Here is a 15,398-nt window from a genome sequence, read left to right on the forward strand (position 1 = left end):
TGGAAACTTTAGCAGTACGTCTAGCACTTCCCTGCCTACGAAAGCCGTGTATGTGGAGGACTTCCTGCATACGACGATGACCCTGGAATCGTTGTACGTTGAAAATGGCATTTACTCCCTAAGCAATAATCGGGGTGATTACTCACTCTTTGAACTGGCTAGCGAAACGCACATTGCCGCTAAAATTGCCGAATTAAAAAGCTATTTCGACGTGATACTGATCGAAACGCCGGCTTTAGAAACGCGAAACAAGGCGAAAGAATGGATTCAGTTTGCCGATAAAGTAGTGGCCGTTTACGAAGCCCATACTACGATTCGCGATTCGCACACTCCCGGTATTGAGTACTTAAAGAGTTTGGGTGATACCCTGGTAGGTTGGGTATTAAATAAAGCGACTACGGTATCTTAACCAAGGAATTGAATGGATGTACGTACCCTAGCTTATAACCTGTGGCTACTGCTGCAATTAAGTATCGGATATAATCTGGTCTTACCCGTAGTTTTACTGGTAGGGTATCTGATTCGAAAAGCTTTTGTTTCCAAACGCCAGTCCGCCCCGCTCACTCTTGAGCCGGATTACGCCATCATTGTTACGGCTTATGAACAAACGGTACTGTTACCCAGCGTAGTAGCTTCCCTGCTAAAATTAAACTATACGAATTACGTCATTTATATTGTCGCCGATAAGTGCGACATCAGTACCTTACACTTTGACGATCCCCGGGTTCAACTGCTCCGACCGGAACAAGTACTGGCCAGCAACACGCGTTCCCATTTTTACGCCATTCAACGGTTTATCCGCCCGCATGAACGGCTCACGATTATTGACAGCGATAACCTGGTTGATTCCGAGTATCTCAATGAGCTAAATCGCTACTTCGCTCAGGGTTTTACCGCTGTACAGGGAATTCGGGAGGCGAAAAACCTGGATACTACATTCTCCTGTCTGGATGCAGCCCGGGATATTTACTATCATTTCTACGACGGTAAGGTACTCTTTGAAGTAGGTTCTTCGGCTACCTTGGCGGGCTCAGGTATGGCCTTTACTACGGAATTGTACCGGGCCAGCCTGGAACACCTGGACGTGACGGGAGCGGGTTTTGATAAAGTGTTACAAAAGGCCATTGTCGGTGCCGGGCACCGCATCGCCTTTACGGAGTCAGCCATCGTGTACGATGAAAAAACGGCCCAATCGGATCAATTGGTCAAGCAACGGGCTCGCTGGATTAATACCTGGTTCAAGTATTTTTCGTACGGGTTCGGTCTGATTTTCAAAGGTATTACCACCTTCAACTGGAATCAGTTTGTATTTGGACTCATCCTCTTACGGCCCCCGTTGTTTATTTTCCTGCTGTTGTCGGTGGTTTTCATGCTCATCAACGTATGGGTGGCTCCAACCCTGGCTCTGGTATGGCTCCTGGCGTTGCTCACCTTCGTAGCAGGATTTCTGATTGCCCTGCTGCTTTCCGACACGCATCCGAAAATTTACAAGTCGCTCTGGAATATTCCTCGGTTTATGCTTTACCAAATCATGGCTTTGCTGAAAGTTCGTAAAGCCAACCAGATTTCAGTAGCAACCAAACACGGTTCTTCCGAATAGGATTATGAAGATTTATCCGGATCGCCCCAAACGAACCCCAGGAAAAACGGATACCCCTGAAGGGTTGACTTCTACGGAAGCGTTGATGCAAAAAATTGCCATTTTACTGGCCTTGGGTAGCGTTTATTTCTTCTTTTTCAAACTCGTATTTTTATAAGTGAGCTCCTTTAAACTGCCCGCATCGAATGATTCTGCCCAGCGATCCATCTTTTCGTGGATTCGGCAAAAGCTGTGGGTGGAAAAATTCTATAACCTCCCGGGAGCCGCCCTTCTGCTCCTGGCTTCACTGGGCTTGGGCTGGATTGCCATTGAAGTCGATATCAAGCTGAGCTTCATTATTTTAGGTGCAGGTATTGCTCTGCCCGTCCTGTATGCGATTGTAGCCAAACCCGAGTTTGGGATCCTAACGCTACTCGTGATGGCCAATCTGCTCTTCTTTATTCTGCGGCTTGGCGTCGAATTTCCCCTCGGCACCTTGCTCGATGGCTTGCAGTACCTACTGATTCTGGGCTTTTTTATCGGTCAACGTTCCCGACCCGACTGGTCCGTCTTCAAAGGACCCGTCAGTACGATGGTGTTGGTATGGGTAAGTTTTAATATGCTGCAAGTACTCAATCCCGTAGCAGATTCGCGGCTGGCCTGGGTGTATACCGTGCGTTCGGCGGCCATTGTCGTACTGATGTATTTTGTATTCCGGTATCAGATCCGTACCGTCCAGTTTATCCGCGTCATCCTCAAAATATGGCTATTTATCTCGTTCTGGGCCGCTCTATTAGCTTATAAACAGGAATACATTGGCTTTGCGGCTTCGGAACAGGCCTACCTCGACTCCGACCCCAGTATTGGTAGTTTGCTCTTTATCGATGGTCACTGGCGGAAGTACGGGCTTTTTGCCGATCCCGTGATTTTCTCCTACAACATGGTCATTGCGAGTCTGATTTGCGTAGCCCTGTTGACCGGCCCGCTGGTTCTCTGGAAGAAAATAAGCCTGGTGGGAATGATCTTCCTATTCATTAGTGCGATGCTTTTTTCGGGAACGCGGGGAGCGTATGTATTACTACCAGCCGGACTGGCCTTGTTTGCCATTCTTAAGTTCAACCGGATCATTCTATTTTTCTCGTTGATCGCGGGCTTTTGTATGGCCGTACTGATCCTAATTCCTACGTCGAATCCAACGCTGTACCGCTTTCAGACGGCCTTCCGACCGACCGACGATGCTTCCTTTAACCTGCGGGCCCAGAATCAGAAAAAAATTCAGCCCTTTATTCAGTCCCATCCCATCGGGGGTGGATTGGGGGCTGCGGGTAGTTGGGGCAAACGCTTTTCGCCCGATTCGTTTCTGGCTAACATTCCTCCCGATGGAGGTTACGTACGCGTGGCCATGGAAACCGGGTGGGTAGGTCTGCTGCTTCTCTGTACGCTGATTTTCCTGATTATTCGGGCGGGAATCATCAATTTTTACCGCATCAAAAACCCGGAGCTTAAGACGTACTGTCTGGCGATGACGTTAGGCGTCTTCGTTTTGAATATCGGTAATTATCCACAGGAGGCTCTGGTGCAGTTTCCCCTCAATATCTACATTTATTTAATGGCCGCTCTAATCGATGTTACCTATACACTCGATCAGAAACAGCGGGCTGCTGCCGCGAAGGCCCTGCCCCTGAGCTAATCTATACGGCGGAAGTGGAGGGCGAGGTAAGATTCCAGCGTACCCCTTTCAGAAAGGCTTTGGCGTGCGTGAATTTTCCTTTCATCAGGTAGGTAAGCACGTGTTTGGGCAGTACGCAAGTAGCAAAGAATACGTAAAAAATGAGCCGTTGAAAGGCTGATCCGTGCCGCCGCATGTACAAAATACGATTGCGGGTGAGGTAATACGTTTTGAGAGGATTGGATGCTCCTACCGATACGGATTCCTTGTGCAGAATCAGAGCCGAGGCCTGGTAATAAATCAGAAATCCGCCGTCTTTAATGCGTTGCGACCAGTCCAATTCTTCGTAGTATAGGAAGAAACGTTCTGCAAAACGCCCTACCTTATTAATCACTTCCCGCTTGACCAGCATCGCACAGCCGTGAGCGAAATTCGTGTAACCCGACTGATTGAAACGCTCGCTATCGCGTTCGTTTAGTCCCACGGGCGTAGCCGTTCCCGTGTACAGATTCATGGGATTATACCCCGCATACTGCACGATATCGGGATAATCGTAAAATTTGATTTTAGGGCAGGTAACGCCAATCCGGTAATCTAGTTCAAAGGGTTTCAGTAGATCGTCCAGTAAGGTTGGTATTAACTCCGTATCGTTGTTGACGATAAAGAAGTAATCACCCCTTGCCGCTGCCATTCCCAGGTTATTCCCCCCCGTAAAGCCCAGATTTTCCTCGCTGCGTACGATGGTTACGCCGGGGTAATCGGCTACATTGATGACGGATGAAAGGAGTTGTCGGGAGGCATTATCCACCAGAATAACTTCATAATTGGGATACGTCAGGCCGCGACAGGATTCCAGAAAATCCCGGGTTACTTCGGCCTGATTGTAATTGATACTAACAAGGGAAATGAGCGGATAGGATTCCGGTGACGTGGCCAGCATAGAAAAAGGCAATGAAAGGATGGAACGGCTTATTCGGGTTTGTGAAACAGGCGGGACAATTCCACCGAAATACGCTTCTGGAAGGCTTTTGTTACCCCTCCGTCGCGGTTCAGTACGCGATCGCTCGTCCAGACGTGAGCCCCCCGCGTAACGTGTTTCAAACGTCCTTTGTCCAATAGCGTCATCGCCATCCAGCCGTCTTCGCACACGCCCGTAGCCGCCACATTTCCCTGGTGGCCTGCATCGACTCGAAACCCACCCACGGCCAGTCCATCAGCTCGCCGGAAACCAAAGTTGAAGCCCAGTACATTGATGTACTCCAGCCCTTTCCATTCGCGTAATTTAAATCCTACGTGCGAAACCGATTCGTGCAGAAACAGAGCCAGACGAGAATTTTGAGCACTCGGAATGAACGAATACGTTCCATAAGTACAGGAAACGTCAGGTTTGGTTAAGGGCTCCACCAGTGCATCCACCCAGGTAGGGGGATAAATACAGTCGCAGTCAGCGTTAAGAAAATACCTTCCCCGCCCCGCTTCCAAAGCCGCCTGCCGGGCGTAGCCAATGCCTTGTTGGGTAACCAGGATTGATTTAACGCCGCAAGCATCGAGTAATTCCTGGGTTCGGTCCTTCGAATTATTGTTAGCGACAATGATTTCGGTACGAAAGCGGGTCTCCTGACTGGCCAGGGACGAAAGCGTATTGAGCAGGTTTTTCTCCTCATTATACGCCGGAATAGCAATGGTTACCTCTGGATCTTCTACCCGAAATTTGGCTAGACGTTCCCGTAATTCCCTCAAAAATTCCGGACTCAAAGAATCGGGAGAATAGCTAAAGCGATGTTGCTGCATCCTGGCGGGGATTTTATGGATATTAGACAAAAATAATTATTCATCAAGGAACTAAGTATCAAAGATTTAGTTTATTTTTGAAACCACCCTTTATATACGTCTTCAATCCCACGATCGTATTCAACTCTTTTTCTTGCAATTTTTTTATATTTTTTTATTGCAAATGTTAATTCTTCATTTTTATATTTCACACCACATTTCATTCACTGTCAATCCACCCTTGACAAGTCGGATCTTTTAAATACTTTTCTTGGAAGGTTTTAAAGGAAACAATTGTCCGCCAACAAAGTTTCAATGAAAACATCTCTAATTTCATTAGTGATTGGAGTATTATTGTCTCCAGTTTTCGTTTTCGCCAGCCCACTGGCCTATCAACCCTTACCCGCTAAGATTGAAGCGGAAAGTTATGTCGCGATGAGCGGCATTCAAACGGAAACCAGCTCCGACGTCGGTGCGGGTCTAAATGTCTCTCATATTGATGACAACGACTGGCTGGACTATGACGTCAGCGTCCCTTCGGCTGGGGTGTATGTTTTTCAATTCCGCATCGCCAATGCCTATGGTAACGGTCTCATCGAAGTCCGTAATGCGGCCGGCTCCGTACTGAACCCTACCTTGAGTGTACCTCAGACGGGCGGCTGGCAAAGCTGGCGGACCATCACCACGAACCTTACGCTACCCGCTGGTAATCAACGGATTCGGATCTTCGCTAAGCAAGGAGCCTTTAACTTCAACTATTTTGAAGTGGTTGCCCCCGTATCGCTGCCCGGCAAGATCGAAGCCGAAAGCTACGTATCCATGAATGGTATTAATACGGAAACCACTACGGACGTGGGTGGCGGTTTGAATATTAGCTGGATTGACGACGATGACTGGCTCGACTACCTGGTGAAAGTTCCTACGGCGGGTACTTATACATTCCAGTTCCGCATTGCCAATGCCTACGGCAACGGCAAGATCGAGATCCGCAATGCAGCGGGTTCGGTACTGAATGCTACCCTGAACGTACCGCAGACGGGCGGCTGGCAGAGCTGGTCCACTATTAGCACCACGGCTACGCTACCCGCGGGCTCGCAACTGCTTCGCATTTACGCTCGCCAAGGAGCTTTTAATCTCAACTACTTTGAAGTCACCTCGGGTGGTACAGTGGTACTGCCTCAGGCCGTACTGTCCTTTACCGCTCCGGCCAATAAAGTCGTTGGTGATGCTCCCTTTGATCTAACCGTTAGCAGTTCGCAATCGGGTACGCCGATTGTCGTGACGTCTTCCAACGCCAACGTACTTTCCGTTTCCAATGCAAGCGGTTCCTGGAAAGCTACGGTAGTAGCGGCGGGTTCAGCAACGCTGACGGCTACGCAGGCAGGTTCGGCTCAGTTCACAGCAGCAACTGCCGTTAGCCAAACCGTTACTGTAGCCGCAACGCCTCCATTTACTGGCGTAGTCGGTACCAAGATTACCCTCGATCCCAAACGTTGGTACCAGATGAACAACGTCAGCAATGGCTTGGATGCCTTATTTGATGGCATTACGGATGTAGACGTACACACGGGTTACGGGAAACCCCTGGCCAATTATGATTCGTATTATCCCTTGTTGGAAGGCGAATCCATGACCTTGCAAAGCATCAAGTTTTTCGATGGTCCGGGTAATCTGGAAGAATATCCGCTGAAAATCTTCATCATCAATGATCAGTGGGAACGCATTCCGGTAGCCACTTTTACGGGCAAATCGTACGGCACCTGGGTAGGTCCGTACCCAGATCGTGAATCCGTTTTTAAGCTTGATGTCCCCATTTCCGGAGCCCGTTACCTCATCATCAATGCCTGGTATCAGTATCCGACCGAAATCGAATTGTACGGCACGCATACGCCCGCGACGGTCAAACCCTCTCCCGCTCCGCAAAAATTTGTGAAGTTTAAAGACATGCTGGGCGTGAATGGCTTTGAGTGGAACTTTGAAGATGCCAATAATCCCAGTGTAATTAACGAATCCCGCATGAACGTGGTAAAAAACTTCACGGGAATTCGGCACTACATGGATTGGGAACGCCTGGAAGCCAACGAAGGCAAGTACACCTATAACCCGACGCACAGTGGTGGCTGGAATTACGACATTATTTACGAACGCTGCAAAGCCGCGGGCATCGAAGTACTGGCCTGCTTGAAAAACCTGCCCAACTGGCTCCAGCAGACGTACCCGGAAAGCGAACGCGACGGCGAAAACGTACCGCTTCGCTATGGAAAGGATTTCACCGACCCGATGTCCTACCTGGAACAGGCCAAAGTTGGCTTCCAGTACGCAGCCCGCTACGGTAGCAATCCGAACGTCAATCCGAGTCTGGTGACGGTAAACAGTGCTCAACGCTGGACCGGCGACGGCATCAACGTCGTGAAGATCGGTATGAATGTCATTAAGTATCTCGAATGCGATAACGAACGGGATAAATCCTGGAAAGGCCGCAAGGCGTACCAAACGGGTCGGGAATACGCGGCCAACCTCTCGGCATTCTACGATGGTCATAAGAATACGATGGGTCCGGGCGTAGGTGTGAAAAATGCCGATCCGAACATGAAAGTCGTGATGGGGGGTATTGCCTCCGCTACGGTTGACTACGTGAAAGGTATGATCGACTGGTGTAAGCAGTACCGGGGTTACAAAGCCGATGGTAGTGTAAACCTCTGCTGGGATGTCATCAATTACCACTTCTATACGGACGATGCCTCTTCTTCGCAAAGTGGTATGTCTTCGCGGGGAGCTGCTCCCGAAGTAACCAAAGCCGCTTTAGTAGCCGATAGCTTCAATCAATTAGCTCACCAGCAGGCTCAGGATATGCCCGTATGGATCACGGAAGCGGGTTATGATCTCAACCAGGGTAGTCCGCTCAAAGCGATTGCCATTGGTAATAAAACGGTAGAACAAACGCAGGCCGACTGGATTTTACGTACGGCATTACTCTACGCTCGTTCCGGTATTGATAAACTGTTTCTGTATCAATTATATGATGACAATCCGCAGTCGCCCATTCAGTTCGGCTCGATGGGTTTGATCAACGGGGACATGACGCGTAAGCTGGCCACCGACTATCTGGTACAGGTGAATAAACTGCTCGGCGAATACAGCTATCAGCAAACCTTAAGTACGAGTCCTTTCGTGGATCGTTACGAAAACAACGGCAAATCGATCTACGCTCTGGTGGTACCCGGCGAAACGGGCCGTACGGTTTCCTATACGCTGGACTTAAAAGGAGCGGCTTCCGCTCTGGTGTACACCCCCCGGGCCGGAGGCGATGCCATGCAGGTAACCACGGTAACCGCAACGAATGGAAAGATTACGCTGACGGTCACTGAAACGCCTAGCTTTGTTGTTCCGCAGGGAACGGCGAGCGGCGGACGGGTAGCGGCGGAGGTCGTTAAGCCTACGGATGTTTCACTGGCTACGTTGAACGTATATCCTAATCCTACCGCGGATTATGTCAGCATTGCCTTAGACAATGACAACTTGGAACCCGTTGACGTACTCATTTACGACATGGCCTTAAGCCGGGTACAAAACCGCATTGCTTACAAGAAGGAGAAGACTTCATTCATCCGTAAAATTGACCTGACAAGCTTACCCAAAGGTTTGTACCTGATTGAGGTAAAACAGGGTACGCAGCGTTCCGTGAAGAAAGTCATTAAAATGTAAGGGCTTCGTTCACAGCAATTAAAAAAGAGACTTGGCTGAAAAGCCAAGTCTCTTTTTTGTAGAAAAGGGTAAACAGCGTCAGACCTATACGCCTCCGAAGAATGAGTACCTGCCTGCTTCGTAAGTACTACTTCAGCCACTCCCGCTCAATGAACTGGAAGATTTCCGGCTTTTCCCGAGCGTGTAAAATCTGGGCTCCCGAGAGTTTAGGGAAAAGATTTTCGTATTCGTTGAAGGCGTGTTCCATGCCCCAGTTGGGATTGGAAAGGATGATATTGGAGCCGCCGAAGCAACTCGCCAATGCTGCCGTTCCGCCGTGCATGGAGATGAAACGCTCCGAGTTGGCGTATACCATCAACTGCAGGTGGTTGTAGCTAACCACGCTTCCCGGATGATACTGTCGATACAGATCATTCATCTGGATTACTTCGGGGTGGTTTTCCCGTAACCAGGCGTGTTCACCCAGATCAAGCGTTTCGCTGTTATCCTGTACAATTTGCGTAGGCAGGGGCCGGTTATAGACGATCTGGTATTTATCCCGGCACAGGTGAATGATCCGTTCTAATTCAGGAATGCCCAGAAAATTGATGGGCGGCTGATCCCATTCGCGATTGTACTTATTGGCAATCAGCAGAATGGGTTTATCGTACACGAACAGATCATTTTTGTAATGCTCGCGAAAGGGTACCTGAGCCCATTTCTGAAAGCTGTACGAGTTACTGTGCGTCATGTTCGGCACGTCGTAGTGATCGTACGATTCGGTCCAGATGCGTTCTTTGTAACGTTCTTCGTGGTTGGGACTGAAGAAATAAAACTCTTTGGTATTACTGGCAGAAATGGTTTTTTCGAGGGTTCCATTCAGGTGATGCCAGTAGGCAAAAGGCAATACGTAGCGTAGTTCCTGATCGAACTCGCCCCGATACTCGATGACTTTATACGGCTTTTTCTCTACGTAATCTTTCAGCAAAAACTTCGTCTGCACGAGTTTGCAGTAGTAATTATCCCGAATAAAGTAGAGGAGGTATTTTTTCTTAATGTTGGGGTACCGGAGGGCCGCCAGTGCATACAGCGACTTCAACATCAATTTCTTCATCGTCAGCGAGGCCTTTAAAATACATGGAATGCGTTACTCCGCCCGGCGGACTTTCTCCCAGATGCCGGAAGCCAGTCCGTTACGGTATCGAATATACCCCAGGATGGCACACCAGTTCATGAACGAAAAGTAGTACGGTACAAACAGGGCCTTTACGCGAAGCTTCTTGTTTTCCAGCCAGTATCCTAGTAATGCGGCTGCATAAAAAGCAATCTGAGCAATCAGCAATACTGGATATAACCAGCCTTCACTTAATAGAACCAGCAGTACATTCAAAATAAATACCAGCGGCAGGGCAAACGGAGCCACGGCCCACCGCATCATCCGGTGGGAGATGTACTGAAACGACAACCAGCCGTACCGGAAAATATTTAGCAAATGCGGTAAACGGGCAATGGACTGAAAGCCTCCCGCGGCAATGCGTACTTTACGTTTCTGTTCGTCTCCAATGGAAAAGGAAGGTCGTTCCAAAGCGTAGGCCTCGGGATCGTATACCACGCGGTAACCCCGGGTAGCAATGCGAAGCGAAATCATAAAATCATCGAGCAACGTATCTTTTTCGACGTGCTCGTAGAGTTCCGTACGAATGGCAAACAATTCACCCGCGGCCCCCACTACGCTGTACAGCTCGGTATCGAGTTTTTTCAGAAACGATTCGTATTTCCAGTACAGGCCCTCGCCCGCTCCGGCAGCGGCTTCATTTTCGAAGGTTTGAATGCGTTTTTCTCCCGAAACGGCCCCCACTTGCGGGTCGGCAAAGTGCCGTACAATGTTGGCCACGGCATCCGGGTTTAGATTGGTATTGGCATCCGTATAGATAACCAGCGGTGTATGCACCCGGTGCATGGCCTGGTTGATGGCTTCAATTTTGCCCCGGCGTTCACTCCCCCCCATCACGGAAACCCGTGGATGGCTACCGTACTGCTGCTGCAACCACTCGGTACTCCCATCGGTCGAACCTTCCGTTACAAAAAGAATCTGTAGGTGCTCGGCAGGGTACTCCAGTGCCAGGGAATTATGAACCTTTTCGGCCAGGCAACCCATTTCATTATACGCCGGAATGACCAGGGTGACATCGGGCTGGTACGAAGCAGAAAATTGGGACGTACGCCTTTTGCGGAACTTTAGCAGCAGCCAAAGGAAGATTCCATAGCCGAGGTACGTATAAAAGACCAGAAAAATCAGGAACCAAAATAGAATTTCGAAGAAAATCTTCATATAACGTTGGCGGACGATTACATCAGTCAAAGATAGCTTTCCAGCGTAGTTGTTGAGCAGTTTTCCACGGGAATTATCATTCTTTTTTGATTTTAATGACCGGAATACTTTTTTCTAACTACAGGAATTTATACCAATGTGTTTGTCCGAAAATAATTGCTGTCTATTTTTGTACCCAGTCCCTGACAATATTCTCCTTATGAAGCGAGTACAAGCCATTCTATCCGTTCTGATGTTAGGTAGCCTGCTGGCTTCCTGTGCTTATCAACGAGCCAATACCATTGACCAGGCTGATGTCCGTAAAAACAACAAAACGGTCTATGGCGTTTCTCCTGACAGTGCTGCCGCTCAGCTCAAAAATACCTGGCCTGATAAAGAAGGCACAGCCGAACGAGCTGAGAACATCCGTTTGAAATTACTGTCGCTGAAGGGTTCTACCCATAACTAACTCCTTGCGAGTAGGTGACAAAGTATACTCTAAAAGCGGTGATCGTAAACGATTATACCGCTTTTTTAGTTTATCGGTGTAATGAAGTATTCTCCGCCGCTATTGCTGTCATTCTTCTCATCTTATTGCATTTTTAAAAGCCTTTGACATATGAATATTGCTTTAGTTACCGGTTCAGCCGGATTGATCGGAAGCGAATCGGTCGCTTTTCTAGCCGACAAATTTGACCTGGTTGTAGGTATTGATAACAACATGCGGCAGTACTTCTTCGGTGCCGAAAGTAGCACCGACTGGAACCGCAACCGTTTACAGGAAAGATATACCAACTACGTGCACCGCACCGCCGACATTCGTTCGGTTGAAGAATTAGCCCTTATCTTCAAGGAGTACGGCAGTGATGTGAAAATGATCGTGCATACGGCCGCTCAACCCAGCCACGATTGGGCCGCCCGCGAGCCATTCACCGATTTCTCGGTGAATGCTACGGGTACGCTGAACATGCTGGAAATGACGCGTCAGCACTGCCCTGAGGCCGTCTTCATTTTCACTTCTACGAATAAAGTATACGGCGACAACCCCAACTTCTTGCCCTTAGTAGAGCTGGAAACCCGTTGGGAGATTTCTCAGGATCACGCCTATTACGAAAACGGAATTGACGAAAATCTGAGCATCGACCATACGAAACACTCCTTGTTCGGAGCTTCGAAAGTAGCCGCCGATGTACTGGTACAGGAATACGGTCGGTATTTTGGCATGAAAACGGGCGTATTCCGGGGAGGCTGTCTGACGGGCCCTAACCACTCGGGTGCTCAGTTACACGGTTTTCTTTCGTACCTGATGAAATGTGCGATTACCGGAACGCAATACACCATTTTCGGTTACCAGGGTAAGCAGGTTCGCGATAATATTCACGCGCATGACCTGGTGAATATGTTCTGGCATTTCTACCAAAATCCACGTCCGGGCGAAGTTTACAACGCAGGTGGCGGTCGTTTTGCCAACGTTTCCATGCTGGAAGGCATCAAGATTTGTGAAGAGATTTCCGGCAATAAAATGAACTATACGTATTCAGACACCAACCGTATCGGCGACCACATCTGGTACGTTTCGGATTTGTCGAAGTTCAAAGCCCACTACCCCGGCTGGAACTGGACCTACGATATCCACTCGACGCTGGTTGAAATTCACGATGGCATCGCCGAACGTTTACGTACTGCTTAAGCGAAAAGTAGTATCTTTTTAAAACACCGGGCTTACGTCCGGTGTTTTTGTATATAGGGGGATTTGCCTACTTGTCAGAGACCTTGCCAAAACATGCGATTCATGCGTACCTTTGTAGAACTAGTCGTATGACTTTCAACTAACTATCGACCCATTCGCAACGCTTGATCCTTCGCTTATGAAACTCAGTGTCGTCATTCCCGCGTATAATGAACAGGATTCTATTTCAGAAACCTTGCTTTCGCTGTATCAAACGTTAGCCCGCGAGGGAATTGAACACGAGATTTTCGTAACGAACGATAACTCCAAGGATAATACCTTACAGGTACTCGAACGACTATCCCTACAGATTCCTACCCTGCATTACGAAACCAACCTGGGACCTAACGGCTTTGGATACGCCGTTCGTTACGGTCTGGAACGTTTCTCGGGCGACTGCGTAGCCGTGATGATGGCCGATTTGTCGGATGATCCCGAAGATCTGGTAAGGTATTACTACAAAATGCGGGAAACGGATGCCGATGCCGTATTCGGCTCCCGCTGGATGAAAGGCGGCAAGGTGATTGATTATCCCGGACTGAAGAAATTCATCAACCGGATTGCCAACCTGATTATCCGCATGATGATTGGCATTAAGTATAACGACACGACGAACGCATTCAAGTTATACAAACGCGAAACCATTGAAGGCATCAAACCCTTCCTTTCGCCGCACTTTAACCTGACCGTTGAATTACCGCTCAAAGCGTACGTTCGTGGTTATTCGTTCGTGGTTATGCCTAATTCCTGGACGAACCGGAAATACGGCGAGTCCAAACTGAAAATTAAGGAAATGGGTAGCCGTTACTTCTTTATCTTGTTGTACTGCATGATTGAGAAGTTCTTTTCACGCGGCGATTTCATGAAGAAAAAATCAGCCAAGACTGCTTCGGTAAGCCGTTAAGTATCCTTCGCCTGCTATACAAAAAAGAGCCATCGGTTAACCGATGGCTCTTTTTATTGGCATATACTTCAACCAGCCGTCTATTTGCGTTTGTAAAACACAAACCCATTTTCCGAACCGATTTTCTTTAAGGTCGGAATCGTATCGACTTCCGCTTCCAGCAGGTTTTTAGCAATCACATAGACCGGTTTGTCCACTTCCGGGCTGTGAATGGCCCATTCGTCGTCCCAGCTTTTGGGATGGCGTTCGGGCTGCTGACGAGCGTAGAAGAAAGGTCCGTAGCTACGGTACTTATACGTTACAATGTAGCAATCCTCGCCCTGGCGAGCTTCAAAGAACCGGATGGCCGCCGCCTGGGAAATGCTCTCGATACGGGCTACGAAGAACCACAGGGTCAGGGTGGTAAACACGGCCGTACCGATAAAGAGCGTCACCAGTCCACGTTCGTACTGTTGACGGCTCAGGAAGCGAATACCGAAGAGGATGACCAAGAACAAAACCACACCGGGAGTAGCCTCCCAACCCGTCCAGTTGACTTTAGCGTCCAGGTTAGCCGCCGCAAAGCTATCGTCGGGGGCAATCTGAGCCTGTAACCAATCGACGTAGTGCGATAAAATAGGTAAGCCAATCGTTAGAATGACGAAAATCCCACCCGATACCGCCAGACTTACTTTCATCCAGGTACGAAAGACAATCCGGCCCGTCCAAAGCCGATAAATGGTTAAACTAGCCAGGTACGTTAGCGGGAAGTAACACATGGATGAGTAGTGTACGATTTTCGACTTCACGATCGTGAAAAGAATCAGTACCACCCAGAATAAAATCACCATCCATTTCTGATAATCCCGCTGGTAATCCGTTTCGCCCGATTCCGTACGGAAATTCAGGGCCCGCAAAGCAAACGTACTCGCCGGAAAACAGCCAAAGAACAGAATGACGAAGTGATACCCCGGAAAACCCGCGTGCCCGGCATCGGGAGTCGAGAATAAGCGATAGTTGTACTTGATGAACTCCTGAATAAACCAGGGACCGTGCTGCCAGGTTTCGAGGCCGTACCAGGCCAGCGTCACCAGCGAAGTCATAACCGTATAGACAATAAAGTGCAGGGGACTAATAAATAGCTTGAAGCCATTCACCACAAAATAAACCCCGAGGGTCACGCAGACTAGCATGTAGGCTACGGGGCCTTTCGTCAGTACACCCATCCCCAGCAGAAAGCCGCCTAAAAGGAGATAAAACCATTTGCTTTTAGGTAGTAGAAAGGTAAAATGATCCTTCTTCCAGCGGAAAAAGATAATTCCATTCAGTCCAATGAAAATCCAGAGGTTGAACCAGGGATCGATAATACCGGAACGAAAGTACAAATGCGGCAGAATGGAGCCCAGGTACGTTCCTACCCAAATCAGTCCAAATCGCCGATTAAATAGCCGTTCGCCCAGCAGGTACAGTAAGCTCAGCGTAAGGATTCCGCACAAGGCGTTAGGCAGACGGGCCGCAAACTCCCCTACGCCAAAGGTGTGCATGGCCAGCGATTGTAGCCAGAAAAAGAACGGTGGTTTCTCCCAGAAAGGCTTAAAGTCGACGTGTACCCGCAGGTAGTCATTGAGCACCAGCATCTCGCGGGAGATTTCCGCGAAGTTGATTTCATCCCAGTCGAACAAATGCACGCCGCCCAGGAAGGGAATAAAGAACAATCCCGCCACTAGGGCGATGAGTACTAGAGTGGTTAAACGATTCATACGTGAAAGAGAT

12 protein-coding genes and 1 pseudogene are annotated in these 15,398 nt (G+C 48.8%); 8 read left to right on the top strand and 5 right to left on the bottom strand.

Annotated features, from left to right (window positions below; genetic code table 11):
• The 4 genes and pseudogenes from ACOJTG_RS11050 to ACOJTG_RS11065 all read left to right on the top strand — a co-directional run.
• Positions 1 to 409: pseudogene (locus tag ACOJTG_RS11050) on the top strand (hypothetical protein); the annotation flags it as partial.
• A 12-nt stretch (positions 410 to 421) separates the two neighbouring features.
• Positions 422 to 1,600 carry a glycosyltransferase gene (locus tag ACOJTG_RS11055; protein WP_420153857.1) on the top strand — a complete coding sequence of 393 codons (1,179 nt, stop codon included), beginning with the start codon at positions 422 to 424 and terminating at the stop codon, positions 1,598 to 1,600.
• A gap of 4 nt (positions 1,601 to 1,604) precedes the next feature.
• The gene (locus ACOJTG_RS11060; RefSeq protein ID WP_420153858.1) at positions 1,605 to 1,757 is read left to right on the top strand and encodes a hypothetical protein; all 153 of its coding nucleotides are present in this window, start codon (positions 1,605 to 1,607) and stop codon (positions 1,755 to 1,757) included.
• The gene (locus tag ACOJTG_RS11065; protein ID WP_420153859.1) at positions 1,758 to 3,269 is read left to right on the top strand and encodes an O-antigen ligase family protein; all 1,512 of its coding nucleotides are present in this window, start codon (positions 1,758 to 1,760) and stop codon (positions 3,267 to 3,269) included.
• Between the two features lies 1 nt (position 3,270).
• Here ACOJTG_RS11065 and ACOJTG_RS11070 read toward each other — a convergent pair whose 3' ends face one another.
• Positions 3,271 to 4,188 (bottom strand): glycosyltransferase family 2 protein, encoded by a 918-nt coding sequence (locus ACOJTG_RS11070; protein WP_420153860.1) that lies wholly within the window; start codon positions 4,186 to 4,188, stop codon positions 3,271 to 3,273.
• A gap of 29 nt (positions 4,189 to 4,217) precedes the next feature.
• Positions 4,218 to 5,039, bottom strand: coding sequence for a glycosyltransferase (locus ACOJTG_RS11075; protein ID WP_420153861.1), 822 nt, complete (start codon positions 5,037 to 5,039; stop codon positions 4,218 to 4,220).
• 294 nt (positions 5,040 to 5,333) lie between these two features.
• Here ACOJTG_RS11075 and ACOJTG_RS11080 point away from each other — a divergent pair, with 294 nt between their 5' ends.
• Positions 5,334 to 8,723, top strand: coding sequence for a carbohydrate-binding protein (locus ACOJTG_RS11080; RefSeq protein WP_420153862.1), 3,390 nt, complete (start codon positions 5,334 to 5,336; stop codon positions 8,721 to 8,723).
• A gap of 127 nt (positions 8,724 to 8,850) precedes the next feature.
• On the opposite strand, the gene ACOJTG_RS11085 is transcribed toward ACOJTG_RS11080, so the two are convergent.
• A complete protein-coding gene (locus tag ACOJTG_RS11085; protein ID WP_420153863.1) occupies positions 8,851 to 9,816 on the bottom strand; it encodes a hypothetical protein in 966 nt (321 codons plus the stop codon).
• A 33-nt stretch (positions 9,817 to 9,849) separates the two neighbouring features.
• Positions 9,850 to 11,034, bottom strand: a complete 1,185-nt coding sequence (locus ACOJTG_RS11090; RefSeq protein WP_420153864.1) for a glycosyltransferase family 2 protein — start codon at positions 11,032 to 11,034, stop codon at positions 9,850 to 9,852.
• Positions 11,035 to 11,233: 199 nt separating this feature from the next.
• On the opposite strand from ACOJTG_RS11090, the gene ACOJTG_RS11095 reads away from it, so the two are divergent.
• From ACOJTG_RS11095 to ACOJTG_RS11105, 3 genes are all read left to right on the top strand, one after another.
• Positions 11,234 to 11,482, top strand: a complete 249-nt coding sequence (locus ACOJTG_RS11095) for a hypothetical protein (RefSeq protein ID WP_133163383.1) — start codon at positions 11,234 to 11,236, stop codon at positions 11,480 to 11,482.
• Positions 11,483 to 11,632: 150 nt separating this feature from the next.
• A complete protein-coding gene (locus ACOJTG_RS11100) occupies positions 11,633 to 12,703 on the top strand; it encodes an NAD-dependent epimerase/dehydratase family protein (protein WP_104714655.1) in 1,071 nt (356 codons plus the stop codon).
• Between the two features lie 178 nt (positions 12,704 to 12,881).
• Positions 12,882 to 13,646 (top strand): glycosyltransferase family 2 protein, encoded by a 765-nt coding sequence (locus ACOJTG_RS11105; RefSeq protein WP_420153865.1) that lies wholly within the window; start codon positions 12,882 to 12,884, stop codon positions 13,644 to 13,646.
• An 80-nt stretch (positions 13,647 to 13,726) separates the two neighbouring features.
• Here the strand turns inward: ACOJTG_RS11105 and ACOJTG_RS11110 are convergent, their stop codons facing one another.
• Positions 13,727 to 15,385 (bottom strand): ArnT family glycosyltransferase, encoded by a 1,659-nt coding sequence (locus tag ACOJTG_RS11110; RefSeq protein ID WP_420153866.1) that lies wholly within the window; start codon positions 15,383 to 15,385, stop codon positions 13,727 to 13,729.
• Positions 15,386 to 15,398 lie beyond the last annotated feature (13 nt).

It is taken from the genome of Siphonobacter sp. (assembly GCF_048595215.1).
GTDB lineage: Bacteria > Bacteroidota > Bacteroidia > Cytophagales > Spirosomataceae > Siphonobacter.

Coding starts and splice junctions, on each gene's coding strand:
- ACOJTG_RS11055 (WP_420153857.1), top strand. CDS start 422: ATGGATGTACGTACCCTAGCTTATAACCTGTGGCTACTGCTGCAATTA.
- ACOJTG_RS11060 (WP_420153858.1), top strand. CDS start 1,605: ATGAAGATTTATCCGGATCGCCCCAAACGAACCCCAGGAAAAACGGAT.
- ACOJTG_RS11070 (WP_420153860.1), bottom strand. CDS start 4,188: ATGCTGGCCACGTCACCGGAATCCTATCCGCTCATTTCCCTTGTTAGT.
- ACOJTG_RS11075 (WP_420153861.1), bottom strand. CDS start 5,039: ATGCAGCAACATCGCTTTAGCTATTCTCCCGATTCTTTGAGTCCGGAA.
- ACOJTG_RS11080 (WP_420153862.1), top strand. CDS start 5,334: ATGAAAACATCTCTAATTTCATTAGTGATTGGAGTATTATTGTCTCCA.
- ACOJTG_RS11085 (WP_420153863.1), bottom strand. CDS start 9,816: ATGAAGAAATTGATGTTGAAGTCGCTGTATGCACTGGCGGCCCTCCGG.
- ACOJTG_RS11090 (WP_420153864.1), bottom strand. CDS start 11,034: ATGAAGATTTTCTTCGAAATTCTATTTTGGTTCCTGATTTTTCTGGTC.
- ACOJTG_RS11095 (WP_133163383.1), top strand. CDS start 11,234: ATGAAGCGAGTACAAGCCATTCTATCCGTTCTGATGTTAGGTAGCCTG.
- ACOJTG_RS11100 (WP_104714655.1), top strand. CDS start 11,633: ATGAATATTGCTTTAGTTACCGGTTCAGCCGGATTGATCGGAAGCGAA.
- ACOJTG_RS11105 (WP_420153865.1), top strand. CDS start 12,882: ATGAAACTCAGTGTCGTCATTCCCGCGTATAATGAACAGGATTCTATT.
- ACOJTG_RS11110 (WP_420153866.1), bottom strand. CDS start 15,385: ATGAATCGTTTAACCACTCTAGTACTCATCGCCCTAGTGGCGGGATTG.